The organism is Acinetobacter sp. TYF_19 (assembly GCF_043105125.1).
Taxonomy (GTDB): domain Bacteria; phylum Pseudomonadota; class Gammaproteobacteria; order Pseudomonadales; family Moraxellaceae; genus Acinetobacter; species Acinetobacter johnsonii.
This window is the reverse complement of record NZ_JBICLH010000083.1, coordinates 1-24071: the sequence shown is the minus strand read 5'-3', so window position 1 is coordinate 24071 and position 24071 is coordinate 1. Positions and strand designations below refer to the sequence as shown.

General features: G+C 41.3%; 23 protein-coding genes. 12 read left to right on the top strand and 11 right to left on the bottom strand.

Annotated elements, in window-relative coordinates; genetic code table 11:
* Positions 1-116: 116 nt before the first annotated feature.
* Together purM and purN are read left to right on the top strand one after the other, a co-directional pair.
* A complete protein-coding gene (purM, locus tag ACF8FD_RS12620) occupies positions 117-1187 on the top strand; it encodes a phosphoribosylformylglycinamidine cyclo-ligase (protein WP_005399731.1) in 1071 nt (356 codons plus the stop codon).
* Between the two features lie 5 nt (positions 1188-1192).
* On the top strand, positions 1193-1822 hold the full coding sequence (purN, locus tag ACF8FD_RS12615) for a phosphoribosylglycinamide formyltransferase (RefSeq protein ID WP_234303788.1): 630 nt from the start codon (positions 1193-1195) through the stop codon (positions 1820-1822).
* Positions 1823-1875: 53 nt separating this feature from the next.
* On the opposite strand, the gene ACF8FD_RS12610 is transcribed toward purN, so the two are convergent.
* Positions 1876-2676 (bottom strand): alpha/beta fold hydrolase, encoded by an 801-nt coding sequence (locus tag ACF8FD_RS12610; protein ID WP_234303789.1) that lies wholly within the window; start codon positions 2674-2676, stop codon positions 1876-1878.
* Entirely contained in the window at positions 2673-3692 is a 1020-nt protein-coding gene (gene sppA / locus ACF8FD_RS12605) for a signal peptide peptidase SppA (RefSeq protein WP_062034691.1), read from the bottom strand. Before sppA ends, ACF8FD_RS12610 begins: the two co-directional genes overlap by 4 nt.
* 127 nt (positions 3693-3819) lie before the next feature.
* On the opposite strand from sppA, the gene ACF8FD_RS12600 reads away from it, so the two are divergent.
* Positions 3820-4809 carry a lysophospholipid acyltransferase family protein gene (locus ACF8FD_RS12600; RefSeq protein ID WP_205666851.1) on the top strand — a complete coding sequence of 330 codons (990 nt, stop codon included), beginning with the start codon at positions 3820-3822 and terminating at the stop codon, positions 4807-4809.
* Here ACF8FD_RS12600 and ACF8FD_RS12595 read toward each other — a convergent pair.
* The 3 genes from ACF8FD_RS12595 to ACF8FD_RS12585 form a co-directional block, all read right to left on the bottom strand.
* Positions 4709-7180, bottom strand: a complete 2472-nt coding sequence (locus tag ACF8FD_RS12595) for a DNA internalization-related competence protein ComEC/Rec2 (protein ID WP_234303790.1) — start codon at positions 7178-7180, stop codon at positions 4709-4711. The genes ACF8FD_RS12600 and ACF8FD_RS12595 overlap by 101 nt on opposite strands.
* Positions 7181-7281: 101 nt before the next feature.
* Positions 7282-7965 (bottom strand): lipoprotein-releasing ABC transporter ATP-binding protein LolD, encoded by a 684-nt coding sequence (gene lolD / locus ACF8FD_RS12590; protein WP_004693913.1) that lies wholly within the window; start codon positions 7963-7965, stop codon positions 7282-7284.
* Positions 7958-9193, bottom strand: coding sequence for a lipoprotein-releasing ABC transporter permease subunit (locus ACF8FD_RS12585; protein WP_234303792.1), 1236 nt, complete (start codon positions 9191-9193; stop codon positions 7958-7960). The genes lolD and ACF8FD_RS12585 overlap by 8 nt, the downstream gene beginning before the upstream one ends.
* Positions 9194-9217: 24 nt before the next feature.
* Here ACF8FD_RS12585 and ACF8FD_RS12580 point away from each other — a divergent pair, with 24 nt between their 5' ends.
* Complete coding sequence (locus tag ACF8FD_RS12580; protein WP_004693916.1) at positions 9218-9787, top strand: PilZ domain-containing protein; 570 nt, start codon at positions 9218-9220, stop codon at positions 9785-9787.
* Positions 9788-9802: 15 nt separating this feature from the next.
* Here the strand turns inward: ACF8FD_RS12580 and ACF8FD_RS12575 are convergent, their stop codons facing one another.
* The gene (locus tag ACF8FD_RS12575; RefSeq protein ID WP_058869319.1) at positions 9803-10714 is read right to left on the bottom strand and encodes a DMT family transporter; all 912 of its coding nucleotides are present in this window, start codon (positions 10712-10714) and stop codon (positions 9803-9805) included.
* Between the two features lie 13 nt (positions 10715-10727).
* The gene (locus tag ACF8FD_RS12570; RefSeq protein WP_004693920.1) at positions 10728-11198 is read right to left on the bottom strand and encodes a YaiI/YqxD family protein; all 471 of its coding nucleotides are present in this window, start codon (positions 11196-11198) and stop codon (positions 10728-10730) included.
* A 266-nt stretch (positions 11199-11464) separates the two neighbouring features.
* Here ACF8FD_RS12570 and ACF8FD_RS12565 point away from each other — a divergent pair, with 266 nt between their 5' ends.
* Both ACF8FD_RS12565 and ACF8FD_RS12560 read left to right on the top strand, forming a co-directional pair.
* Positions 11465-12397, top strand: coding sequence for a hypothetical protein (locus tag ACF8FD_RS12565; protein ID WP_058869318.1), 933 nt, complete (start codon positions 11465-11467; stop codon positions 12395-12397).
* Between the two features lie 420 nt (positions 12398-12817).
* A complete protein-coding gene (locus tag ACF8FD_RS12560) occupies positions 12818-12958 on the top strand; it encodes a hypothetical protein (RefSeq protein WP_004693924.1) in 141 nt (46 codons plus the stop codon).
* Between the two features lie 313 nt (positions 12959-13271).
* On the opposite strand, the gene sthA is transcribed toward ACF8FD_RS12560, so the two are convergent.
* On the bottom strand, positions 13272-14687 hold the full coding sequence (gene sthA / locus ACF8FD_RS12555; protein WP_004693926.1) for a Si-specific NAD(P)(+) transhydrogenase: 1416 nt from the start codon (positions 14685-14687) through the stop codon (positions 13272-13274).
* Positions 14688-14895: 208 nt separating this feature from the next.
* Between sthA and lipA the strand changes: the two genes are divergently transcribed.
* Positions 14896-15909, top strand: a complete 1014-nt coding sequence (lipA, locus tag ACF8FD_RS12550; RefSeq protein WP_004693928.1) for a lipoyl synthase — start codon at positions 14896-14898, stop codon at positions 15907-15909.
* Positions 15910-16201: 292 nt separating this feature from the next.
* Positions 16202-18676 (top strand): acyl-CoA dehydrogenase, encoded by a 2475-nt coding sequence (locus tag ACF8FD_RS12545; RefSeq protein ID WP_279678912.1) that lies wholly within the window; start codon positions 16202-16204, stop codon positions 18674-18676.
* 191 nt (positions 18677-18867) lie between these two features.
* Here the strand turns inward: ACF8FD_RS12545 and ACF8FD_RS12540 are convergent, their stop codons facing one another.
* A complete protein-coding gene (locus ACF8FD_RS12540) occupies positions 18868-19128 on the bottom strand; it encodes a hypothetical protein (protein ID WP_234303794.1) in 261 nt (86 codons plus the stop codon).
* 273 nt (positions 19129-19401) lie between these two features.
* On the opposite strand from ACF8FD_RS12540, the gene ACF8FD_RS12535 reads away from it, so the two are divergent.
* From ACF8FD_RS12535 to ACF8FD_RS12520, 4 genes are all read left to right on the top strand, one after another.
* Positions 19402-19752, top strand: a complete 351-nt coding sequence (locus ACF8FD_RS12535) for a hypothetical protein (protein WP_234303795.1) — start codon at positions 19402-19404, stop codon at positions 19750-19752.
* A gap of 7 nt (positions 19753-19759) precedes the next feature.
* Complete coding sequence (locus ACF8FD_RS12530; RefSeq protein WP_234303796.1) at positions 19760-21487, top strand: PepSY domain-containing protein; 1728 nt, start codon at positions 19760-19762, stop codon at positions 21485-21487.
* Entirely contained in the window at positions 21484-21822 is a 339-nt protein-coding gene (locus ACF8FD_RS12525; protein ID WP_234303797.1) for a DUF3325 domain-containing protein, read from the top strand. Before ACF8FD_RS12530 ends, ACF8FD_RS12525 begins: the two co-directional genes overlap by 4 nt.
* A gap of 79 nt (positions 21823-21901) precedes the next feature.
* On the top strand, positions 21902-22420 hold the full coding sequence (locus ACF8FD_RS12520; protein WP_234303798.1) for a tetratricopeptide repeat protein: 519 nt from the start codon (positions 21902-21904) through the stop codon (positions 22418-22420).
* A gap of 37 nt (positions 22421-22457) precedes the next feature.
* Here ACF8FD_RS12520 and ACF8FD_RS12515 read toward each other — a convergent pair whose 3' ends face one another.
* Both ACF8FD_RS12515 and ACF8FD_RS12510 read right to left on the bottom strand, forming a co-directional pair.
* On the bottom strand, positions 22458-23408 hold the full coding sequence (locus tag ACF8FD_RS12515; protein WP_005399746.1) for a DUF4424 family protein: 951 nt from the start codon (positions 23406-23408) through the stop codon (positions 22458-22460).
* A gap of 20 nt (positions 23409-23428) precedes the next feature.
* On the bottom strand, positions 23429-23962 hold the full coding sequence (locus ACF8FD_RS12510; RefSeq protein ID WP_005399747.1) for a cysteine peptidase family C39 domain-containing protein: 534 nt from the start codon (positions 23960-23962) through the stop codon (positions 23429-23431).
* Positions 23963-24071 lie beyond the last annotated feature (109 nt).

The following is a 24071-nucleotide window of genomic DNA, read 5'->3' as shown; positions in this document are numbered from 1 at the left end:
CAGATTTAATCGTTATTGAGAAAAATATTTTAGTAAAGATAACATTTTAGCGCAGAAATAACATATGTGTTTCGTATATTCAGGTATAATCGCCCCGCGAATGCGGAGACTTCATTATGAGCAACTCAACTTCTACCCCAAACACTGGTTTAAGCTACAAAGATGCAGGTGTCGACATTGAAGCGGGCGACGCGTTAGTCGATCGTATCAAATCTGTCGCGAAGCGTACTACTCGTCCTGAAGTAATGGGCGGATTAGGTGGCTTCGGTGCACTTTGTAAAATCCCTAAAGGTTATGAAGAACCTGTTCTCGTATCTGGCACAGACGGTGTTGGTACAAAATTACGTTTAGCATTGAATTTGAACCGTCATGACACGATTGGTCAAGACTTGGTTGCAATGTGTGTAAACGATCTTCTTGTATGTGGCGCTGAGCCATTATTCTTCCTTGACTACTATGCAACTGGCCATCTTAATGTAGATGTAGCTGCAAACGTAGTTACTGGTATTGGTACAGGCTGTGAACTTGCTGGTTGTGCATTGGTTGGTGGTGAAACTGCCGAAATGCCTGGCATGTATGAAGGCGAAGATTACGACTTGGCAGGTTTCTGTGTAGGCGTAGTTGAGCAAAGCAAAATTATTGACGGCTCTAAAGTCAAAGCGGGTGACGTTTTAATTGGTGTTTCATCAAGTGGTGCTCACTCAAACGGTTACTCTCTACTTCGTAAAATTTTAGACGTGAAAAACGTTGACTTGACGCAAATCGTTGATGGTCGTCCACTTGCCGATGTTGCAATGGAACCAACACGTATTTACGTGAAGCCTATTCTTCAGCTTTTAAAAGAAGTTGATGTACACGCAATGGCGCACATTACTGGTGGTGGTTTACCAGGTAACTTACCACGCGTATTGCCGAATGGTGCTCAAGCTGTTGTGAATGAAGCATCTTGGGAATGGCCAGAATTGTTTAAACTTCTTCAGCGCGAAGGCGGTGTTGAACAGTTCGAAATGTATCGCACATTCAACTGTGGCGTAGGTATGGTCTTAGTTGTCGATGCTGCTGATGCGGATAAAACAGTTGAACGACTCAATAACCTGGGTGAAAAAGCGTTTACTATGGGGCATATCGTAGACAATGCTGAGTCAGTTGAAGGCGCAGACGAAAAAATCCGTGTGGTATTCGCTTAAGTCATATGATTAAAATTGCTGTTCTGGTTTCAGGAAGTGGATCAAACCTTCAAGCCTTGATTGATGCCAATCTGTCAGGGCAAATTGTGGGTGTGATTTCCAATAAACCTGAAGCCTATGCGCTACAGCGTGCTGAAAATGCAGGTATTGCGACAGCGGTCATTGAACACAAACAGTATCCTCATCGGGAAGCTTTTGATGATGTCATGCATCAACAGTTACTCGATTGGGATGTGGAATTGGTGGTTCTTGCTGGCTTTATGCGTATTTTAAGTGAGAAATTTGTCAGTGCTTGGGAAGGGAAAATGATCAACATTCACCCTTCTCTTCTACCGCATTACAAAGGTATGCATACCCATCAGCGCGTCTTGAATACTGGCGATCAACTGCATGGCTGTACCGTGCACTATGTGACGGCTGAACTCGATGCAGGTCAAGCTTTGGCACAAGGTGTACTGAAAGTTGGTTCACATGATGGTGTGAATAGTTTGGCCCAACGTGTCCATACGCTTGAGCATATCATCTACCCGCAAGTGGTAGAGTGGATTTGTACACAAACGATTCAGCATACAGACCAAGGTGTTCTCTACCGCAATACACTGATGCACGAGCCGATTCAGTTTTGCAAATTTTAAAATAAAAAAACGCCTCCAAGGAGGCGTTTTTTTATGGTTGCTAAAAAGTACTATTAAACATTTTCTTGAATCAGCATCTTAATCAAAGTAACCGTTTCTTCTGGTCGCTCTAAAGGAAACATATGGCTTCCCTCAACGATTTGATAAGGAATGCCAAATTTCTTTTCCACTATTTGTGGAAACCCTGGACCAATAAAAGGACCTTTTTCAGCAATCATTAAATGCATCGGCACTTGTGGTTTACCCTGAGGTAGCCACCATAAAGAAGGATTGGTCCTGAAGATATGAACTTCATCCATTTTCGCAATCGTAAGTTCAACACCGCCACGGACGCGATCTTCCGTTAAAGCATAGTCAATATAAGCTTGAAAACAGTCTGGATCAAAGTCTTTATAAAAACCTTTTGGACGTAAAAGTTCAGCTGCTTGCTCACGGCTTTCCCAATGGTCACGACGCCGTAAAGATAGCGCTGCTGGTGACATGGTATCAACCATTTTTAACTTCAACATTTTCGCAAAGTGTAATGCAAATGAGGCTTTGCCCATGATCAAAGGCGGGTCCATCATGATGACTTGTTGAAATAGCTCAGGACGCTGTAACGCCGCCTGAAACGTCAACACTGATCCTAATGAATGTCCCAAACCAATCACTTTACGACCCTGTGCCTGACGAACAATACTGTCAATCACTTGCTGAGTTAAGCTTTTCCAATGGTTATCAATCGGGTAGTTTTTATCTGGTCCTAGTAAAGGGACATAGATCACATCATACTGATCTGACAATAAATCAAATAATTTCTGATAGACCTTAGAAGGCACGCCATTGGCGTGCGCAAAATGAATTAAAGGTTTCATTGGAGTTTCGTGGTCTGTTCAGATTGCATTTGATTTGAAAGTGAAGATGCAAAACCAGCTCCCATAGATGCACCTAAACGGCCTAATACAGCATCTAGTGGGCTATGTACCACCGTATAATCCATCACTTTATCGGTATTTAGTTCACGTTTTAAAGTATGTAAATTACCAATACGATCAGCAATACCCAGTTTGACCGCTTGATCCCCTGTCCAGAAAAGACCTGAGAAAAGTGCAGGATCGTTCGACTTTAACTTTTTGCCACGACCTTGTTTCACAGCATTAATAAAATGCTCATGTACATTATCAAGTACACCTTGAACATGTGCACGCTGCGCAGGGTTAACGGGTTGTGTCATTGACAATAAAGCTTTGTTTTGACCAGAGGTCATGGTGCGGTCTTCAACACCCAGTTTTTGCATGAGACCATTCACCCCATAGTTCGGCATAATCACACCGATTGAACCCACTAAACTCGAAGGATTCACCAAGATTTCGTCCGCAGCAGATGCGATATAGTAAGCACCTGATGCACCTGTATCACCAATCACCGCATACAATTTTTTATCGCTATGCGCTTTTTTCAAATATTGAATTTCTTGCCAGATTTCATCCGACTGAACCGGAGAACCGCCCGGTGAGTTAATATTGAGCACCACCGCTTGGCTTTGTTTATTTTCAAAAGCTTTCTTTAATGATTTAATCGTGTCATCACTGTTTACGCTTTGCTCATCAGCGGCAATGGTACCCACAATATCAACTACAGCTATATGTTTAGATGCAGTTGCATCCGTACCACTGGTCGAACAGCTCTTGGTCATGGCAATCAGAATAAACAAAAGGTAGGCAAAAGTTAGACATTTGAAAAAGATACCCCAGCGACGTGCACGACGTTGTTCTTCAACTGAAGCTAAAACTGCTTTCTCTAAAAGTTTCCATTCGTTTCCTGTCGGCTGTTCATGTACAGGCTGTTGTTTCGGCGTTTCATTTTCTGGTTTTGGTGGCCAATCGGACATATAACAATCCAAACTTGAATAAAATTGCCCTCATTATATACACTGATTTGTAGAAAACTGTCGAAACCGTTTATTTTAGCCTATAATATTTTATGTTTTTATCCACATGTACCATTGACTCTAAAGAATGACTAAAGCACAAGAGCAAAACTCGACTTATCGTTTACTGCGTTTTGTAAGCAAACAACCTATTAAATTTGCACGTTTTTTTGCTAAGGGTTTAGCAGGCTTAGTCAATCTTTTAAAAATCAGTAAAAACAATGATGCTCTCAGACTCAACTTAAAAATTGCGCTGCCTGAGCTGAGTGATGAGCGACGCGGAGTGATTGCGAAGCAAGCAGTACGTAATGAACTGACCACCTATTTTGAGTTTTTTAGTATTTGGGGTTCAAGCAATCAGAAAAATATTGAACGCGTCCAAAAAGTACATGGCGAACATTTGCTACATGAGGCGCTTGCTGCTAAAAAAGGTTTAGTCTTAATCGTACCTCATTTTGGCACATGGGAAATTATGAATAGTTATGTTGCCCAATTTACTGAAATGACCATTATGTACAAGCCCGTGAAGGATCCTGGCGCCGACTTATTTGTTCGTGAGGCACGCAGCCGTGAAGGCGCTCACCTTGTACCGACCGATGAATCAGGGGTACGCCAAATTTTTAAGGCGCTCAAACAAGGGGGAACGACCGTAATTCTGCCCGATCATACCCCAAAACAAGGCGGTGAAATGATTCCTTATTTTGGCTTTCCTTTAGCTTCAAGCAACCTGAGCGCCAAACTGATTCAAAAAACCAAAGCCAAGGCTCTATTACTTTATGCTATTCGTAATGATGATGGCTTTGATATGTACATTGAAGAAATGAGCGAAAGTATTTATCAAGGTACAGCCAATGATGGCACCTTCGTCATTCACCAAGCCATTGAGGACTTGGTCCATCGTTATCCTGAGCATTATCATTGGACCTATAAGCGCTTTAAGGCCAACCCTAAAATTCGAGCACTGTATAACCTTCCCTTTAATGAGGCTGTGACCCGTTTAGAGCAATTGCGTATGGAACAACAGATTCAGTCGACTGCAACCACTGTCGACTCTGACGTTGTGTCGTCAGTTCAATAAGCCCTGTAGACTGCACAATAAAACCGATACTACCTTGCTCTACTGTTGTTAAGAGTGGGATATTTAAAGCTTTCAAACGAGTTTGCGTTACTGTACTTGGATGTCCATAACGGTTATTGAACCCTGCTGAGGCAATTGCTAATTTCGGTTGATAATGTTTTAAAAACGCATAGGCTGAACTATGTCGACTGCCATGATGCCCCAAGACCAATACATCAACTTTTAAGTCCGGATAATCCTGTAATAATTGAAACTCGGTTTGCCAGCCAGCATCGCCCATAATCAGAAAAGACTGATAAGGCTGTACATCCTTCACCTGTATATAGACCACACAAGATAGCTCATTTTGCTGATATGGCACTAGTGCCAATTGATTGGCTTTCGGTGACAAAATTTTGATTTCCACTTGTTCAGACCAGTGCCAGATCTGACCTTGTTGACAATAGTTAAAGTTTGACGTAGTTGCCACATCCAATTGCTGATTAGAGTAAACTTGATTGATCGAAAACTCATTTTTTAATGTGGCATAACTTCCACTATGATCTTGATCCAAATGTGTAAGTATCAGCTGATCTAATTGGCTCACACCTTGTTTCGATAAAAATGGCTGAATAATCTGCTTAGCAACACTAAACTTTGTTTCATCGTAGGAGCCACCAACATCAATCATGGCATGCTGTTGACCATGCTGCATATACACGGCTTGTCCCTGACCGACATCAAGTACGATTAACTCAAAAGGACGGTTTTGGCTGCTAAACCCCAACAAAGGAATCAAACCTAGCACCAGCCATGATTTTGGTAGACTGGGTTTGGGCATAAAAACAATGATTAAGAGCACAATCAGTAAAATGACTTGCCAAGTATTGAGAGCAATCGGGTACAACTTAATCGGTAGTAGCGCATCCAGCACATTGAGTATGCCCAATAAAAATACCAGCACCCAATCTGCCAACTGAAACAAAAGGCTGCTCAGCGGTTCAAAAAGATAAAAAGTAAATGCTGCCAAAACCTCCAGTGGTACAACCAACAAACTGATCAGTGGAATAGCGACAAGGTTACTGATCGGGCTCACCCATGAGATTTGCTTGAAGAAAATAATCACCAAAGGCATCAGAGCCACAAATATTTTCCACTGCGACTCAACCAAAAATTTTAGGCTAAAAACGAGTTTTTTCTGCCAAGACTGCGGGCGAGTCAAATCCAGCCGAATAGTGGTTTGATAAATGCGTAAAAGCACAAAGCATGCACCATAGGACAACCAAAAGGCCGCTGATAGAATTGAAAAAGGATCAAAAAGTAAAAGAAGTGATGCACTCAATAAGAGTAACGTCAAAGCTGAAATTTTCTGTCTGAGCCAAATCAACACACTTAAACAGAAACAACTGAGTAAAGTACGAAGTGCAGGAATTTCAAAACCAACAAAGGCACAATACAGCAATACGCAGCAACAAAATGGCAGTAACAATGCATAAGGCCGTGGGATTTTTAGAAAAATCTGTGGCCAATAACGATTCAGCACCTTTTGTAACAGCCAACACAGCATCACGGCAAAGATCAGCACATGTGGCCCAGAAATCGCTAATAAATGGCTAATGCCAAAGCGTTGAAAAAAGGCTGTCGTCTCCTTATCTAAGAAACTTTCATCCCCGGTCAGGAGCGCTAGAATTAAGCCCTTATGGCTTAAGGGCTGGCTATAAATAAAATGACGAATGTTTAATCGCTGATGTTCTATACCCAGTTGAATTTTATTGAGTACACCCTGCTGTTTTCTTAAATAACTGGTATAGCCTAATGCAGAAATTTCTGACTCAGACAAGGGGTGTATGTGCTTGAGTTTGAAACCAGACATGAGATTACGTTGCAGATACCACTGCTCAACATCGAATACACCTCGCACCGCATAACTATGTGCAGGACGTATTTTCCCTGTCAGTCGGTAGTATTTCCCAAGTTCCAAGACCGCTTGCTCATCCGAGATCCTTTTTTGAAAACTCAACCATTGCACTGGTTTCACATGTCGGTTCAAGACCTGTATTTCTTGCTGAATAGTCTCAGCACCCAGTTGGTTAATTTTTTCTATATAAACAATGACTTCAGTATCTTCAACTTTTGTTTCTTTATAGGCTAGACGCTGTTGCAAAGCCGATTGTGCATAATGATATCCCGCAGTTAAAAACAACATAGAATAAATCAGTCCACCTATAAACTGCAAAATAAAGGCGTGTTTGTGCTGAAAGAGAAAAAGCTGTAAAGGCAAAAGGACGATGACCAAAATCAGCGCTGGATAAAAAAGGTGATTTAGAATGGGGACGTTCTGCCCCATCAATGCAATTCCTACAATCCAAGCAGCAGCATATAAAAGCTTCATTCTTTTATTCAGTTATTTTTTTTATTGGTGCCATAATAAAGCCCACCGAGGTGGGCTTCAATAGATAGTGGCTTTATCTCATATTTTTATCGGCACTCAGCCTAATCATTGACCCAAAGACCATCTTGCATATGCAAAATAGAATCGGCGGACTGAGCCAGTTGTTCATCATGTGTCACGATCAACATCGCCATATTGAACTCCTGACGTAAATCCATCAGCAGCTCAAAAATTTTGCTTGCTGTTTTACGATCTAAGTTGCCTGTCGGTTCATCTGCCATCATTAATGCTGGCTTGGCCACCAATGCACGCGCTAATGCAACACGTTGACGTTCCCCACCCGAAAGCTCACCCGGTTTATGGGTTAAACGATGCGTCAATCCTACACGTTCGAGTAAATATTCGGCTTGCTTTTGTACATCTTTAAAGTTGGTGCCTTGACGTAACATCAGTGGCATTGCCACATTTTCCAAAGCCGTAAACTCAGGCAACAGATGATGGAACTGGTAAACAAAACCTAAGTGTTGGTTACGTAAATAACCACGCTCAGCTTCATTCAAACTGTCAAAACGACTACCCTGCAAAAAAACCTGCCCAGAACTCGGACGGTCTAAACCACCCAAGACATGCAACAAAGTACTTTTACCCGAACCACTCGACCCCACAATCGAGACAAATTCGCCTGCTTTGACTTGTAGCGAGAGACCTTTAATCACCTCAACGGTCGACTTACCATCGGTAAAATGTTTTTCAATATTTTGCGCTTCTAAAACAATTTTACTCATAGCGTAATGCCTCCGCAGGTTGGATTTTTGCAGCACGCATTGCAGGATAAATAGTTGCAAGGAAACTTAAAACTAAAGACAGTGACACAATGGTTAATACATCTTGCCATCTTAAATACGATGGTAAGTAATTGATAAAGTAGGCATCAAACAGATGAAGTCCCATCACATTGTTTAACCAACCCACAAAACCACTGATTCCAGAAGCGAAAACAATGCCGAGAATCGCACCCGATACCGTACCAATCACACCAATAATCGTGCCCTGAACCATAAAAATACGGGTAATAGTTGCAGGTGAGGCACCAAGGGTACGTAATATGGCAATATCCGATTTTTTATCGGTCACTACCATTACCAAGGAGGACACAATATTAAATGCAGCCACCAAGACAATCAGGAAGAGTAATAAGCTCACCATGGCCTTTTCCATTTGGATCGCACTAAACAAATTTCCGTGCGTATAGGTCCAATTCGAAGCATAAAAACCGCTTGGCAGATCCATGACAATTTCATCAGACACTTTAGGTGCTGCAAAAATATCATCCAATTTCAAGCGAATGCCTTGCGCACCATCAGGTAAGCGTAACAACGTTGATGCATCATTCAAGGCAATATAGCCCATCATCGAATCGACCTCAGCACCAATGCTGAAAATGCCCACAATTTTGAAACGTTTAAAACGCGGTACCACACCCGCTGGTGATGGCGTTGCCTCAGGTAAAACCAAAGTCACACTATCATTTAAACCTAAACCTAAGGCATCGGTCATTTGTTTGCCTAAAACAATACCAAACTCACCTTTTTTTAAGTTATCAATACCGCCTTCAACCATGTGGTCTTGGATAATCGAAACCTTTTTTTCATATTGAGGTTCGATCCCCGTGACCATAATTCCAGCCACTTGGCCTTGTGCCGTAAGCATCCCCTGCAATTGAGTAAACGGCGCTACGCCTGAGACGTGTTCCTTTGTCTCAATTTTTTTTGCAAGTTCAGGCCAATCTGTTAAAATTTGTGTTGAAGAAACAGTGGCTTGAGGTATCATTCCAAGTACACGTGTTTTCAGCTCTCGGTCGAAACCATTCATTACAGATAAGACTGTAATAAGTACAGCCACACCCAGTGTCAGACCGATCATCGAAACCAGTGCAATAAAAGAAATAAAGTGGTTGCTACGCCGTGCGCGAGTATATCTCAACCCTATATACAGCGAGATTGGTTTAAACATACCATCTAGTCCGAGGTCATAATTATGGAAAATTTACAGCATCAAAACGTTCAAACAGAACGTCGTGTGATGTCACGAATCGATGCGGCCTTGAGAATTAACTATCAGATCATTTCTGATGATGTTGCCCTGAATGACCCTTACGATCCTAATTTTGTTTTACCGCGCTATTTTCTACTACTCGCAGAATTAGATCAATTTGATCATGCACTAAACTACGAATTAGAACAATTATCTGAAAAAGATCAACAAATTGCTCGAATCTTATCCCTATTTAACCAGAAATTAAACCTGATCACGGGGTCTTTGTACGACACAATTGTACAAACCATGTTACCTACGCCTGAACATGTGAACTTTTCAGAAAGTGGCTTGAGCTTCTATAGCGAAAAACAAATTCAAGATGGTACCTATATCCACTTAACCTTGAGCCACCCTGAAAACTTCTTCCATATTGCCGCGATTGCGCAAGTGGTGTACAGCAATGAAGAGGAAAATGGCAAGTGCCGCACGGGAGCATACTTTATTACCTTGCACCCACAAGATCGTGTCAAACTGGCCGACTGTATTTCTTTGACTGTCGAAGATCATTAAAGCCAAAACCTTGGACTAGTTTTGGCTTTTTAACTTTTGGGCAAGTTTCCGGCTTGCCTGAAGGTCTTTATAAAAGTAAACGAACAAACCTGACAATAAAACCACTGCACCCAAAATCACCATCATCGAAAGTTTTTCTTGATTCAGCACAGCACCTATAAATAAAGCAATCATCGGTGTCATGACGGTAGTCAGCGATAAAGTCGTAGGTTGAATTTTCTGCACCAATTTAAAATAACAGAACATCGCAATCAATGATGCCATGACGACCGTATATAGCAGCGCCAAGCAAGTTTTCAAATCGGGCATTTGCTGCGGTGCATGCTGCCAAATAAACGGCACAATACATATAGCCGCCAATGTCGACACCAAAATTGAACCTGTCGCTTGTGCAACGGGTTCAATATTCGCATTGACTTTTTTCACCCAGAAAATAGAGGCTGCATAAGAAAATACACTCAGTAACATCAGTCCAATCCCAAACGGATGGACATGCTGTGCTGTACCTGCAAGGCAAATTATCGCAAGTCCCAGCAGTGCAATACACATTCCAAGCCACTGCATCGCACTCAAATAAGTCTTAAAGTAAAAACGTCCGATCAGTCCTGCCATAATCGGTGCTAAGCCAAACATCAATGCAATCATGCCTGAACTAATATAGTTGGTCGCCACATAGGTAAAAAACTGCGAGCCAATCAAGCTAAAAGAACCAGCCAAATAGCTATGCCAAGCAACTTTATCGGTAGGGAAATGTCGCTTTAAAACCAATAACAAACAAATAGCCAAAGGCAGCGCAATGAAAAAACGTAATACCAACGCCCACAGCATATGTAAATCGGTCACACTCCACACAATCGCTAAAGGCGTTGTGGACCAAATAAAAACCAATAATCCATAGGTTGCCATCAGATTGGCTTTAGAAGACATAATCAGCTCGATGCTAAATGGCAGTTTTGCGTTTTTGCTTTTGAATGGTTTGGTCTAAAGAACTAGAAAATTCGCGTTTATCACGCTCAGAAATAGGTGGTGGCCCACCCGTATTTACGCCTGCTCCACGTAATGAATCCATAAAATCACGTAAATGTAGGCGGGCTTTGACATTGGCTGTAGTATAGATTTCACCACGTGGGTGAATTGCGATTCCACCCTTTTCAATCACCTGTGCTGCCAGCGGAATGTCTTGTGTCATCACAATATCATTCTCTTTCATGCGTTCGATGATTTCTTTATCCGCGGCATCGGCCCCACTCATCACTTGAATTGAATTTATACGAACGGAAGGCGTAATCCCGACATTTTGATTGGCCACAAAGGTCACTTCAAGCTGATAACGATCTGAAGCACGTAAAATCACTTCACGTAAAATTTTAGGCAATGCATCTGCATCGACCCAGAGTTTAAATGGCAGCACTGCACATCCATAAACAAAAGAAACTACCTTAGTCTAACAAACTCAGTGCTTGAGCATAATAGATAAAATCGCTCAAAATCACCTATACAAAGCTCGCTTCATACTTTTTAAGTATCAGATGAAAATACTTTGTTCTTTTGTCTATCAAATAAAGTAAGGCTTTACTCTTTTTTTGATGATTTTCTAGTAAAAATAGAATATAGCACTTGAAATATAGAAATAACCCTCGATTTAATAGGGATATATAACCTCATTCAATCGTGCATATGAACAATCAAAATAGTCCAGAAATAATCACCATTGATGACCAAAACTTTGGTAGCCACGTCGAGCATTGGAATTTACTCACAGATAACCCTGCACAAGATGTCCCTAAATGGTTAGGTTTAGCTTTAAATGCACCAATCATGCCGATGGGTTTATGCCAGACTGAACAAGATATGGATGCGGGTTGTTGGCTCATTCAAGGTCCAAGTCAAGCGGCTGTTCAGCTGACTCAAGTCATCGCGGTTGAAGACAATAAACCCAAGGCTGTTAAAACTGCATTTCCAAGTTTTAATAGCCCCTATAAAGTGTCTGCTGTGGTTGAACGCATCATTCGCGGTGAATCCAACACACAAGCCGTTTTACGTTTAAACTTAGGCAATAACAGCATCGTCTACGCTTATGACAGCTTATATAGCGTCAATCATGCTCAATACGAAAAAGACCAAACCTATATTGCACATCTCAATGCATGGGCATATGAACTAGAAGCGGTCGCAGAACACGAGCAACTGGTGGTTGATGATCCTGCATCGATTAAACATCATCGTGCCTTGAACGATATTTTGGCAGCAAACAACGGCATTGCTCCTGCAAACCTGCAAGAACAGATTGATGCATGGGAACCAAAGTCGGATGATGACAAAGAACCTGTGACTGTCGATTTTTCAAAAATGGTCGCTTATTTGTATGGCGAAAAGATCGGTCAGGAAGATGAAGCATGGTTCCAAGGGAATATTATTGGCAAAACTAGCATGCAATTTATGGAACAAGACTACACTCTGCTTGATGTTGCCTTGATTCATGAAGACAACCAACCCGCGACACTGATTCGTATTGCCACTAAAAATCCAGAGTACGCCAACTTTAATATTGGACAATACATTCGCGGCAACATTTGGATTCAAGCCAATATTTACTCATTAAATCAATAATTTATAAAAATAAGCCAACTCAGCCTATGCCAGATCGATGTATAGGTTGCGTTGGCTTTTTTATTTATATCAGTACGATTTATTTTAATTTGAATTCATTTGTATAAAACTTATCCACATATTTTATTATCTCTTGGTATTTTAAATTCATTTAAAAGAACTTTTATCCACAGTTTTAAATTCAATTATCTTATTTTAACGATGAATAATAAAATCCTAAGTTCTATGACTTTCAGATAGTTAGTTATTGGTAGCTACTGGCTTCTGGGTTAACTCAGCATAAACTTGAATATTTAAGTGATTATGTATAGTGGAGATCTGATTATTTTTAATTAGTACTTTATTTAAGCATTTTTTTATGTTAAAAATACAAACATGCAATAGGATTTTAACGATAATTAAATCGGAATAAAAACTTCCATGAAAATTATGCAAGAAGAAAATATACAGCATGTTGAACATCAGTTAGAAAAGCGTTATCAGCTTGACGCTTATTCGTGCATGTTTTTTGTGTTAGGCATGATGATTTCTGCCTACTTCTTACATCAGTTCATCCTGTAACTGATTTCACGTCGCAGCCCAATTCAAAAAAGCCAACTTTGTTGGTTTTTTATGTCTAATAATATCTGCTACGCCGTATCACTGGATCATTCTTTCCATGTTCTACGCTAAGAAACATGGCACCCGCAAAATTACTTGTATCTCATAAACAAAGTTGCTCCCTCCCCCCTTTACTTGTCGCACTCACCTACCATCGCACAAATCGTTAAAAAGTTTTAGGCTTTTAGATATGCCTGCACTTACAAAATAGCAATTTTATATATAAAAAAACCTGTAAGTCTAAACTTACAGGTCTCTGAAAATACTATAAAAATTAGAACAAACGGTTCATACCATTTAAAGTCGCTACACGATATGCTTCAGCCATCGTTGGATAGTTAAACGTCGTTTCTACGAAATAATTGATGGTATTGTTTGGACTATTCATCACCGCTTGACCAATATGAATAATTTCCGAAGCGTTATTACCGAAGCAATGCACACCCAGCACTTCCAAAGTTTCACGGTGGAATAAAATTTTCAACTCACCCACTGTGTCACCCGTAATTTGCGCACGTGCCAAATGACGGAACGAAGCCTGACCCACTTCATACGGAATTTTTTCTTCGGTTAACTCTTGTTCAGTTTTACCAATCGAAGAAATTTCTGGAATGGTATAAATTCCTGTCGGAATATCAACCACAGGTTCTACACCCACTTCACCGCTCATATTTGCACCTGCGCAACGACCTTGGTCATATGCAGCAGAAGCCAGTGAAGGCCAACCAATCACATCACCCGCAGCGTAAATGTTTTCCACTTCGGTTTGGTATTGATCATTGACTGTAATTTGACCACGGCTGTTTGGCGTAATACCAACATTTTCTAGACCTAAGCCATCCGTATTTCCAGAACGACCGTTACACCACAAAATAGCATCTGCTTTAATTTTCTTACCACTTTGCAAATGTAGCACCACGTGATCATCATACGTTTCAAGATGATCAATCTGCTCATTATGGCGAATCAAGACCCCTTGTTGACGTAAGTGATAAGACAAAGCATCAGAAATTTCATCGTCTAGATAACTCAACAATTTGTGCTGTGTATTAATCAAGTCAACTTTATGATCTAACCCAATGAAAATAGACGCGTATTCACAGCCAATCACACCCGCACCATAAATGATGATTTTTTGGATCGAATAATCAAGGTCTAAAATTTTGTCCGAATCGAATACACGCGGATGGTTAAAATCAAGCGCCGCAGGACGGTATGGACGGCTACCCGTTGCAATCACGATTTGTTTGCACATGATCGTTTCTTTAATGCCTTCAGGGCTAAATACTAAAACCGTATTTTGGTCTTGAACATAGGCACGACCATGGTAAATATCAATTTTATTGCGGTCATAAAAACGTGAGTGTGTATCAACCTGTTGTTGAATCACTTTATGTGCATTTTGAAGCACTTGCTTCATTGTAAACTGACGCCAGTCGCCCATTTTTTTAAACATTGGGTCACGGCGATAACGGATAATACTCGATACCGTTTGACGTAAAGCTTTACTTGGAATGGTCCCCACGTGGGTACAGTTACCACCGAGCTGCTCACGCACATCCACAATCGCAACACGCTTTCCAGATTTGGCAAGTTTCATTGCCGCGCCTTCACCCGCAGGGCCTGAACCTAGAACGACCGCATCGTACTTAACGAAAGTTCCACCAACGACCTCTTTTTTACGTGGCATTCAACGCTCCTTCTTCAAAAACTTATTACTTATCTTGGGCATATTATGACGTAATTGCAGGCAATTTGCTGTATTTAGCTTACATATATTAAGTGATAACCACATTTAGTAAATGAATAGTATTTCCGCCCTATCAATTCGCATTTCCGCTATACTAATACTGCTATTTTTAGCATCTCCCCCGTCAAAAACAGTGGAATAGTTGAATATGTCTGAAAACCGTAAACCTGAGCAGGGTATCAAACTTCGTGGCGCAGAAAAGGTCGCGCGTATACCTGTAAAAGTTATTCCTACGGTTGAAACGCCACGCAAGCCGGATTGGATTCGCGTGAAAATGGCAGCACCCGAAGAAGTGCAACGCATTAAATCAACCCTACGTGAACAAAAACTGCATACCGTTTGTGAAGAAGCTGCGTGTCCAAACCTCCCAGAATGTTTTGGTGGCGGTACTGCAACCTTTATGATTATGGGTGACATTTGTACACGTCGTTGTCCTTTCTGCGACGTGGCACATGGCCGTCCAAATGCACTTGACGCAGACGAACCACGTCACATGGCTGAAACGATTTCAAACTTAGGTTTAAAATATGCCGTGATCACATCTGTAGACCGAGATGACTTACTTGACGGTGGTGCACAGCACTTTGTTGACTGTATTAAAGAAGCACGTGCATTAAGCCCGAATACTTTACTTGAGATTTTGGTACCTGACTTCCGTGGTCGTATGGACATTGCGCTTCGCATTATGACTGAGTGTCCACCTGATGTGTTTAACCACAACATTGAAACGGTGCCGCGTTTATACAAAGCAATGCGTCCAGGTTCAGACTACCAACACTCTTTAAATCTGTTGAAAATGTTTAAAGAATATTGCCCTGACGTTCCAACCAAATGTGGTTTAATGGTCGGTATTGGTGAAACTGAAGAAGAAGTCATTTCACTTCTAGATGACTTACATGCACACGGCGTTGACTATGTAACAATTGGCCAGTATTTACAGCCTTCTAAAGAGCATGCGCCGATTGACCGCTTCGTTACACCAGAAGAATTTGAACGCTACACTGCGCATGGTCAAAAGCTGGGCTTTAGAAATATTTGGGCAGCGCCGATGGTTCGTTCAAGCTACTTCGCTGACCGTCAATACTATGGCGAACCTGTACCAGCAGTCCGTCGTAAAGCAGACCCTGCGAAAAAGATTGCAGTCCAAACGATTGAAGCTTAATTTGCTGTAGCGTTAAACAGTTAAAAACGCAAAACTTAAAAGCCCTCATATGAGGGCTTTTTTTATTACGAACTTCGTTCTTTATATTTTTCAATTACGTATTCATACATTTCTAACACAGTCATTGTTCAATAAACATCCTAATCTAATTCAAAGTCTAAAATAATCGTGATGCTACACATCACATCAAATTCATTTTATTACACCTTTTTAGTCTACGTTTTGCCTTATTTTCCGTGGAATTTTATAAAACGTATGACTGACCTCACGGTGTAAACAACGGGAGGTTTCAATGGGTTTCATTTTCACCATTCTGTTTTTAATCTGTATCCTCTGGGCTATTTTTTATTTTGAACTCAGTCGCTTGCTTGGCACTGTAATAATTATTTTTGCATCCCTCTTCGCTGCTATTTTTATCAGTCCGTGGTCATTACTTCTAGGTCTGCCCTTAATTATTCTCAGCCTGGTTGTGGTTATTGATCCATTACGCAAGTCTTTAATCACTCAACCTGCCTATAAAACTTTAGCCAAAGCCATGCCGAGTATGAGCAGTACCGAGCGTGAAGCATTAGATGCTGGCACCAGTTGGTGGGAAAAAGAATTATTTATGGGTGCGCCTGACTGGAAAAAATTTGATGGTTATGTCTACCCAACTCTGTCTGCTGAAGAACAATCCTTCTTAGATCATGAAGTTGAACACCTTTGCGGTTTGCTCAATGAGTGGGAAATTCATCACCACTTAAAAGATCTTCCTGTTGAGGCATGGCAATATATCAAAGAACAAGGCTTTTTAGGTTTAATTATTCCCAAAGAATACGGCGGTCGTGCGTTTAGCTCCTTTGCCCAAAGCCGCATCATGAGCAAAATTTCTTCACGTTCCCTAACCACTGCCGTCAGTTGTATGGTGCCCAACTCTCTAGGTCCAGGTGAATTGCTTTTACATTATGGAACTGAGGAACAAAAACAACGCTATCTACCAGGACTCGCCAAAGGCGAAGAAATCCCCTGCTTTGGTTTAACCAGTCCCGAGGCTGGTTCCGACGCAGGTGCAATACCTGATACAGGCATGGTCTGTTATGGCATGTTTGAAGGCCGAGAAATACTCGGTTTACGTATGAATTTTTCAAAACGCTGGATTACACTGGCGCCTATTGCGACTGTGATTGGTCTCGCTTTTAAACTGTATGACCCTGATGGACTATTAGGCGATGCAAGCAAAACTGAATACGGCATCACCTGTGCCTTATTACCTGCCAGTCATGACGGCGTCCAAGTCGGTGCGCGACATAATCCTGGTTCACCCTTTATGAATGGTACGGTCGATGGACAAGATATTTTTATCCCACTCGATTGGATTATTGGTGGGGTGGAAAATGCAGGTAAAGGTTGGCGCATGCTGATGGAGTGCTTAGCCGTAGGTCGTGGGATTTCACTGCCAGCGCTCTCCACTGCTTCAGCTGAAATGGCCTATTTAAGTGTCGGTGCTTTTGCCAAAGTCCGCCAACAATTTAAAATTTCTGTGGGGCATTTTGAAGGCGTGCAAGAAGCCACCAGTGATATTGCCAGCGGTGCGTATATGTTAGAAGCTTTTCGCTATATGGTGACTTGTGGTTTAAATGAAGGTGGAAAACCTGCTGTGATGACAGCTATGGCCAAATACTATGCCACCGAAACCATGCGTAAAATTGTCAATCACGGAATGGATGTCGTTGGTGGACGGGCGGTACAAATGGGGCCACGCAATTTTTTATCACTGAATTATCAGGCCATCCCCATTTCAATTACCGTTGAAGGGGCCAATATTTTAAGCCGTTCTTTAATGATCTTTGGTCAAGGCTCAATGCGCTGTCATCCTTATTTATATGAAGAGCTACAACTCCTTCAAGCAGAAGATACAAAGGCAGCTTTAGCGCCTTTCGACACGCTACTTTTTAAACATTTAGCTTATACTTTTAACCGCGCAGCACGTTCATTCAGTTATGGCATATTCGGTGGCCCTTCAGATGCTTCCGCACAGACAGATGCTTTCTCACGTCCTTTTTACAAAACCATTAACCGTTTCAGTGCCAACTTCGCTTTAACCGCAGACCTTTGTTTAGGCTTACTTGCAGGCGATATTAAACGCAAAGAAATGCTTTCAGGGCGTTTAGCCGACATTCATGCCCATCTATTTATCGCGACCGCTATTTTGAAGTTTTATGAAAAAGGACAACGTAGTGAGGTGGAACAACAGCATGCACAACTGGCTTTAGAAAAAGCATTTGTCCAAATTCAGGATGCATTTGATGGGCTATTTGCAAACTTTCCTATGCGAGCGTCAGCTTGTGTAGTCAAGTTCATCTGTTTCCCTTTTGGTCGTGTTGCCCAGCAACCAAGTGATCAGCTAAAAACGCTATTAGGACTTTCGATCATGGAAAATAATCCTTTCCGTGAACAACTGAAGCAGCATGTTTTTTACAATACCGATCCCAATGACGTCTTTGGGCGTATGGAAAATGCCTTCCAAGCAGCATTAAAGATTGATCCACTGTGGACGAAGTTTAAAAAAGCGGAGTCTAAAGGACAATTTAAAGGCTTAGATTTTGAATCACATATCCAACACGCACTTGAAACAGGATTCATCAACCCTGAGGAAGCCGATCAGTTGATTCATTACAATGCTCAACGCTTCGATAGTATGCTCACCGATATTTTTGATCATCAGCTTGAACAGACACTAGATTTAAAGAATCCTTACAATACTAAGGCTTCCGATATTCAACTATAGCTAAATTCTAAAAACACTAGCACATGGAAACATCTGTAAAACCTCATTTCCTATGGTTTTAGGTGTGATAATAAATTAAGTATTCAGCTATATAACCTTTCATCGGTTTTCGAAACTCCTAAAAAATAAAAGTCCGTCTACGGGCTTTTATTTTATCCACACAATATAAACCAAGACATCAAAGCGAAGTTTTAAATCCAATACACGTTTAAACGGTAATAGAACTCTTCTACTTCCAAACGGACTTGATAGCCCAGTTGGGTAAGTTCTGCTGAAAGATGACGAATATCTTCTAAGGGTAAATGTTTTGGCAGAACTGTAAATACTGCAGTATTTCCCTGTTTCGCACTCTCCTCAATGAGTGAAGCTAAACGTAATTTATAGACTTCAATATCTAAATACGCTTGGTTGGAGATAATTTTTGCCTGTTCGGCATTAATAAAAGCAGCCATCTTTTCCTCCAAATTCGCCCAAGTATTGACTATGAAACTAACGCAGATCAAAACAGCGTATAACGTGATTTGGTAACACTGTGTAGCCATTCCTTAGAGAAATAAAAATAAGAATCAAATCGATTTAAAAAGGTAGCGACTACAATCCAAATTTTTCTGTTCACCAAACTCACTTACCGTTACAGAAAAAATAAATAAAGTTACCATCTATTCCATTTAAATAATAATTGTTATCATTTTCAATATTGTTTACCAATACACCAACTCTCTTCCATGAATAGCACCACTCAAATTGATGCCTTGGTTCATTCGGAAAAAATCCGTCCGAAACCAACCAAAAAGAAAAAAGTCGACACACCACTTAGCTACCGTCTGATGGTGTTATACCGATTTGCACTTGCCTTGCTTGGAGGTTATTTCCTTGCTGCACTCTCTGCATTAACCATTGCCAAAGTCTTTATTGCAAATCCTGTCAATGCAGCCATGAGCGCCACCCTCATTGCATTTTGTCTTAACTGTGCTGCCTTTATTTGGGTCTTTATGGTTAAAAAAACCTTAAAAGTAACGCTCGGCATTGCTGTGCCATGTATTGCCCTGTATGCCCTACTCAAATTTTTAGGATAGTTTTTCAATGCGTGTTGATCAAAAAGCGGAAGGACCGCGCCAATCCATGTCGTGGTTGCATACATGGGCCAGTCTCATTTTAGGGTGGCTGCTGTATGCAATTTTTGTGACTGGAACCCTGAGTTTTTTCCAAAATGAAATTTCTACTTGGATGAAACCCGAAACACATCAATCTATCCCTGCGCAGTCTCAAGTGCAACAGATGCAGGTCGCGCTCAACTATTTACAGAAAAACCACCCAGATGCAGGCAGCTGGAATATTCAACTACCCAACTCACGCCAAACTACAACTGAAGTGACTATTCGTGCCGTTGGTGAAGACCCCAAAGCACGTCGTGGTGGAACACGCATCACCTTAGACAGTGCGACTGGTGAAGTGATTAAACCACGGGATACACGTGGTGGTGGATTCCTATATCGTTTCCATTTTGAATTGTACGGTTTACCCCGCCTGTGGACGCGTTGGTTGGTCGGGATTGCCACCATGTTCATGTTGGTCGCAATTGTTAGCGGCATCATTACCCATAAAAAAATCTTTAAAGATTTCTTTACCTTTCGCTCTGGCAAAGGTCAACGCTCATGGCTAGATGCACACAACGCAACCGCTGTCTTTGCATTGCCTTTTCATCTAATGATTACCTTTAGTGGCCTACTACTGCTCATGTTTATGTTCATGCCTTGGGGAATTAACCAAGCGTATGAAAATCGACAACAGTTTTTACGTGACCAACAGGCCAGCATTATTGAGCAGCCCCAAAAAGCTGAAGATGTGCAGCGCGAAGATCGAGGTCAACGCGACGGCGAAAGAGCGACTCGTGGAGAACGCGGACAGCAACGTGGTGAACATGCTCAAGGTCGTGGTGAGGAACGTCCAAAACCCGAACTCCGCCCTGCACCACTGACAGACTTAGCGCCAATTATGGCAGCGGTACAACAACAGTGGAAAGACAATCCAATTTCTTCAATTAACATTATTTCACCCAATACAGACCAAGCCAAAATTGAGTTGCGTGCTTTGCGTGCTGAAAGTGTCGCGCATCGCAATGTGTATGCAACCCTCAACTATAACGGGGTCACGGGTCAAGATGAAACGGATAAAAATATACGAATCAAAAATCCATCGATTCCAAGTGGCATCTATAACGTGGTCACTGTCTTACACGAAGCGCGTGGCCTCGACTTAGCACTGCGTTGGTTATTATTCTGCTCGGGTATTTTAGGCACGCTCATGGTGGCTACGGGTCTGATTCTTTGGTGTGTAAAACGTGCACCCCAACAGCAGAAACAAGGCTATAAATCATTTGGTTTCCGACTGGTTGAAGTCCTAAATATTGCGGCCATTATTGGTTTGCCTTTGGCCTGCGCGGCATACTTTTATGCCAACCGTTTCATTCCTGCAGATGTAGAAATGCGCCTAAACTGGGAGATCCGTAGCTTCTTTACAGTATGGTTACTCACGCTAATTTATGCCATTTTCCGTACCCACCGCCAAGCATGGTTAGACTTACTTTTATTGGCAACACTGGCTTTCGCCCTGCTGCCAGTGGTCAACTTGATGACAGGTGGTCAGGCTTTGCGGAACAGCATTGCGCAGGGTCAATGGATGATTGCATCGGTTGATTTAGCCATGTGGGTAATGGCAGTGATCTTCTATTTCGCTTATGACAAAGTGAAAAAACATCAAGGTTTGCCGAATAAAAAAGTAAAAGCATCTGTTCAGGAGGCCAAAGCATGATTTGGTTTATGATCATTTGGACTTTAGCAACCTTAGGTTTTTTTGCACTTGCCAGCAGTATGTCTAAGCACCAAAAGCAAATCTTTGCTAAAGAACTAACACTTCAGCAAACACGCTTAGCAACCACTGTGGGTTGGTTCCTGTTAATTGTTTCTTTGCTCATTTGCTTAACACAAGGACATTGGAGTACCGAAATCAGTTATTGGATTGGCGTAATTAGCTTCGCTGCACTGTTTGTTGGACTTTGTTTAAGTTATTTTGAGCAAAAAATTAAGAATATCGCTGTTTCAGTTTTACTCTTATTTATATTCAGCCTAACTTTGCACCTGATCTGAGCGTAAAAGCCAATCTTCGGATTGGCTTTTTCACTTGAAAGCATTAGGCTATCCACAGTTTAAATCTTTGGTTATTTGTATGCCTAAATCTCCTAAAATTCCTGCTGAATTGGTCAATCTTGCAACAACAGGTAATAGTAACGCTCAATTTGAACTTGCTGAACTGTATATGCAAAGTGAAAATGAAGATGACATTACGCTTGCAGAAGAATGGGCGCTCAAAGCAGCAGCATTGGGTCATGTAGAAGCCATGTATTGGCTGGGTGAAGGTTATGCTTTTTATGCCAAAGAACTTCGCGAAGAAGATCCAAGCGAAGCTGAAACCTACTTTGGACATGCACATCACTGGTTAAAACAAGCCGCTGAATTCAAACACCCTTCTGCAATATTAGAATTGGCTGGTTTTTACCGTCGTGGTGATGTGGTTGAAAAGGATGTCGCTAAGTCAATTGAACTGGTACAACAAGCAGCGGAACTGGGTGAAGCTCAAGCCATGCGTGATTTGGCATTCATTTATGAAAATGCCCTAGGTGTCGATGCGGATGAGGTAAAAGCCAAATACTGGCACGACAAGGCAGATGCCGCAGAACAGGAATAAAATCAAAAGCCCATCCTTTGATGGGCTTTTTTACTACTTAAAACTTACGCACAAAAATAATATCTAAATCCTGTTTCGGCACAAAATTCTTTTCTGTCATTTGAAATTGTGTCGAACTGATCTTTTTCACCTGACCATTCCAACAAAATGAAACCAACTCATTCGGGTCACGCTCAATGGTCAGTTTAAAACTTTGAATAGGTTTCGCCCAATTTGCACCCGTTTTTAAGATATAGCCCAAAGCTTGATAAGGGGCATATTGCGACTTGGTCTTTTTCAAACCCGCTTTGAAGTTTTGATCCATACAATAGGTTTTTTCATCCTCTTCTGGATATAAAGAGACCGAACCACCGACCAATGGCATGTACTCATGTTTTACATGGGTCAACGCATTGGCCTTAAACGTCTGCTGCCAACTATAAATAATTTGCGATTCCCAATAAATTTCATCATCCACCTGATAAGGTTTTAAAAGCTGCTGCACCGTTTTGTCCTGACAACGGTACAAACGCAGATTAAGTGTAGAGTCTTGCTGCAATAACCACGGATACATCAAATCTCGATCTGAAAAACCACATTTTTTCAAACCTGCAGTCACATCGACAACGTCACCATTGGAATTGAAGTCACCACCTGCCGTTAAAGTGGGTAAAAATGCACGCACATGCGTTTCTGGCTGAATCTTTTGTGCATTGGCTTGTACTTTAAAGCTTTGAATCAATTGTTCGGTATGCGCAAAATCGCTTTCACGCGAACTGCCCACACGCGGCAAGGGAAATAAAACAGTTTCCGTAATATCTTGAGTTGTAAGATTTTTAAATTGGTAATTCACCCGAATGATGTTTTTACTGATAAACAAATCTTCACTTTGCATACTGATTTTTGGATTTTTCAGATATTGCACACCGCCCGTTGCCACAAAACCCGTGCTGTCATTCGCACTGATCTGCATAGAGATGAACACGCATAGTCCGAGGATCTTTTTCATTTAACGTCTTCTTTTCATGTTTATTGTACTGTTTCCATGCGAGCGCTTGAATGATCAAGCACGATCACTTGTCGGCAGATGCCTTCGGCTTTTCGCTGTTGTTCAAATACAGATGCAGGCATCGCCTCAAAACTGTCAAAGAAACAGATTTCTTGTTCATCTATAGAATAAACCAGTGAATGGTTTCCGACGCCTTCTAAAGTATCGTAATAGACAATGATAAATTTATTTTGCTCAAATGCCTGTTGAATTTGTTGGTAATTGATGGCCGCTAAAACTGGCAGCTTTAGTTGCTCAGCTTCTGCATAACTCAATTTTTCTTGTGCTTGAAGCTCTGTGTCTTCATCAGTATAAAATTGAACATCAAAGCCAAATTTCTTTAATCCGACTGCCAAGCCAATGGTTGTCGTTCCGTTTTCTGCATCGTAACCACAGACCTCTATCAACTGTTCAATATCCGCATCGATATATAAATGCTGGAGTAGCATCCATACTGCATAAATACCGCCATTAGCTTCAAGGTTCATTAAGGATTCAGGGATATTCAAGGCCATAACACAATTCAAAAAAGATGATTGTGTTGATAATAAACAAAATGACTTGAACTCGAAATTAAATAATTATTTCAATTTATCAAAACCGTATAAATTTCAGATATATTAA

What these genes read in the sequence shown, in the direction of transcription:
- purN (WP_234303788.1), top strand. Translation starts at nt 1,193, where the DNA reads ATGATTAAAATTGCTGTTCTGGTTTCAGGAAGTGGATCAAACCTTCAA.
- ACF8FD_RS12565 (WP_058869318.1), top strand. Translation starts at nt 11,465, where the DNA reads ATGAACAATCAAAATAGTCCAGAAATAATCACCATTGATGACCAAAAC.
- sthA (WP_004693926.1), bottom strand. Translation starts at nt 14,687, where the DNA reads ATGCCACGTAAAAAAGAGGTCGTTGGTGGAACTTTCGTTAAGTACGAT.
- lipA (WP_004693928.1), top strand. Translation starts at nt 14,896, where the DNA reads ATGTCTGAAAACCGTAAACCTGAGCAGGGTATCAAACTTCGTGGCGCA.
- lolD (WP_004693913.1), bottom strand. Translation starts at nt 7,965, where the DNA reads ATGAGTAAAATTGTTTTAGAAGCGCAAAATATTGAAAAACATTTTACC.
- ACF8FD_RS12575 (WP_058869319.1), bottom strand. Translation starts at nt 10,714, where the DNA reads ATGTCTTCTAAAGCCAATCTGATGGCAACCTATGGATTATTGGTTTTT.
- ACF8FD_RS12595 (WP_234303790.1), bottom strand. Translation starts at nt 7,180, where the DNA reads ATGAAGCTTTTATATGCTGCTGCTTGGATTGTAGGAATTGCATTGATG.
- ACF8FD_RS12585 (WP_234303792.1), bottom strand. Translation starts at nt 9,193, where the DNA reads ATGTTTAAACCAATCTCGCTGTATATAGGGTTGAGATATACTCGCGCA.
- ACF8FD_RS12525 (WP_234303797.1), top strand. Translation starts at nt 21,484, where the DNA reads ATGATTTGGTTTATGATCATTTGGACTTTAGCAACCTTAGGTTTTTTT.
- purM (WP_005399731.1), top strand. Translation starts at nt 117, where the DNA reads ATGAGCAACTCAACTTCTACCCCAAACACTGGTTTAAGCTACAAAGAT.
- ACF8FD_RS12510 (WP_005399747.1), bottom strand. Translation starts at nt 23,962, where the DNA reads ATGGCCTTGAATATCCCTGAATCCTTAATGAACCTTGAAGCTAATGGC.
- ACF8FD_RS12520 (WP_234303798.1), top strand. Translation starts at nt 21,902, where the DNA reads ATGCCTAAATCTCCTAAAATTCCTGCTGAATTGGTCAATCTTGCAACA.
- ACF8FD_RS12600 (WP_205666851.1), top strand. Translation starts at nt 3,820, where the DNA reads ATGACTAAAGCACAAGAGCAAAACTCGACTTATCGTTTACTGCGTTTT.
- ACF8FD_RS12530 (WP_234303796.1), top strand. Translation starts at nt 19,760, where the DNA reads ATGCGTGTTGATCAAAAAGCGGAAGGACCGCGCCAATCCATGTCGTGG.
- ACF8FD_RS12515 (WP_005399746.1), bottom strand. Translation starts at nt 23,408, where the DNA reads ATGAAAAAGATCCTCGGACTATGCGTGTTCATCTCTATGCAGATCAGT.
- ACF8FD_RS12535 (WP_234303795.1), top strand. Translation starts at nt 19,402, where the DNA reads ATGAATAGCACCACTCAAATTGATGCCTTGGTTCATTCGGAAAAAATC.
- ACF8FD_RS12545 (WP_279678912.1), top strand. Translation starts at nt 16,202, where the DNA reads ATGGGTTTCATTTTCACCATTCTGTTTTTAATCTGTATCCTCTGGGCT.
- ACF8FD_RS12540 (WP_234303794.1), bottom strand. Translation starts at nt 19,128, where the DNA reads ATGGCTGCTTTTATTAATGCCGAACAGGCAAAAATTATCTCCAACCAA.
- ACF8FD_RS12560 (WP_004693924.1), top strand. Translation starts at nt 12,818, where the DNA reads ATGAAAATTATGCAAGAAGAAAATATACAGCATGTTGAACATCAGTTA.
- sppA (WP_062034691.1), bottom strand. Translation starts at nt 3,692, where the DNA reads ATGTCCGATTGGCCACCAAAACCAGAAAATGAAACGCCGAAACAACAG.
- ACF8FD_RS12610 (WP_234303789.1), bottom strand. Translation starts at nt 2,676, where the DNA reads ATGAAACCTTTAATTCATTTTGCGCACGCCAATGGCGTGCCTTCTAAG.
- ACF8FD_RS12580 (WP_004693916.1), top strand. Translation starts at nt 9,218, where the DNA reads ATGGAAAATTTACAGCATCAAAACGTTCAAACAGAACGTCGTGTGATG.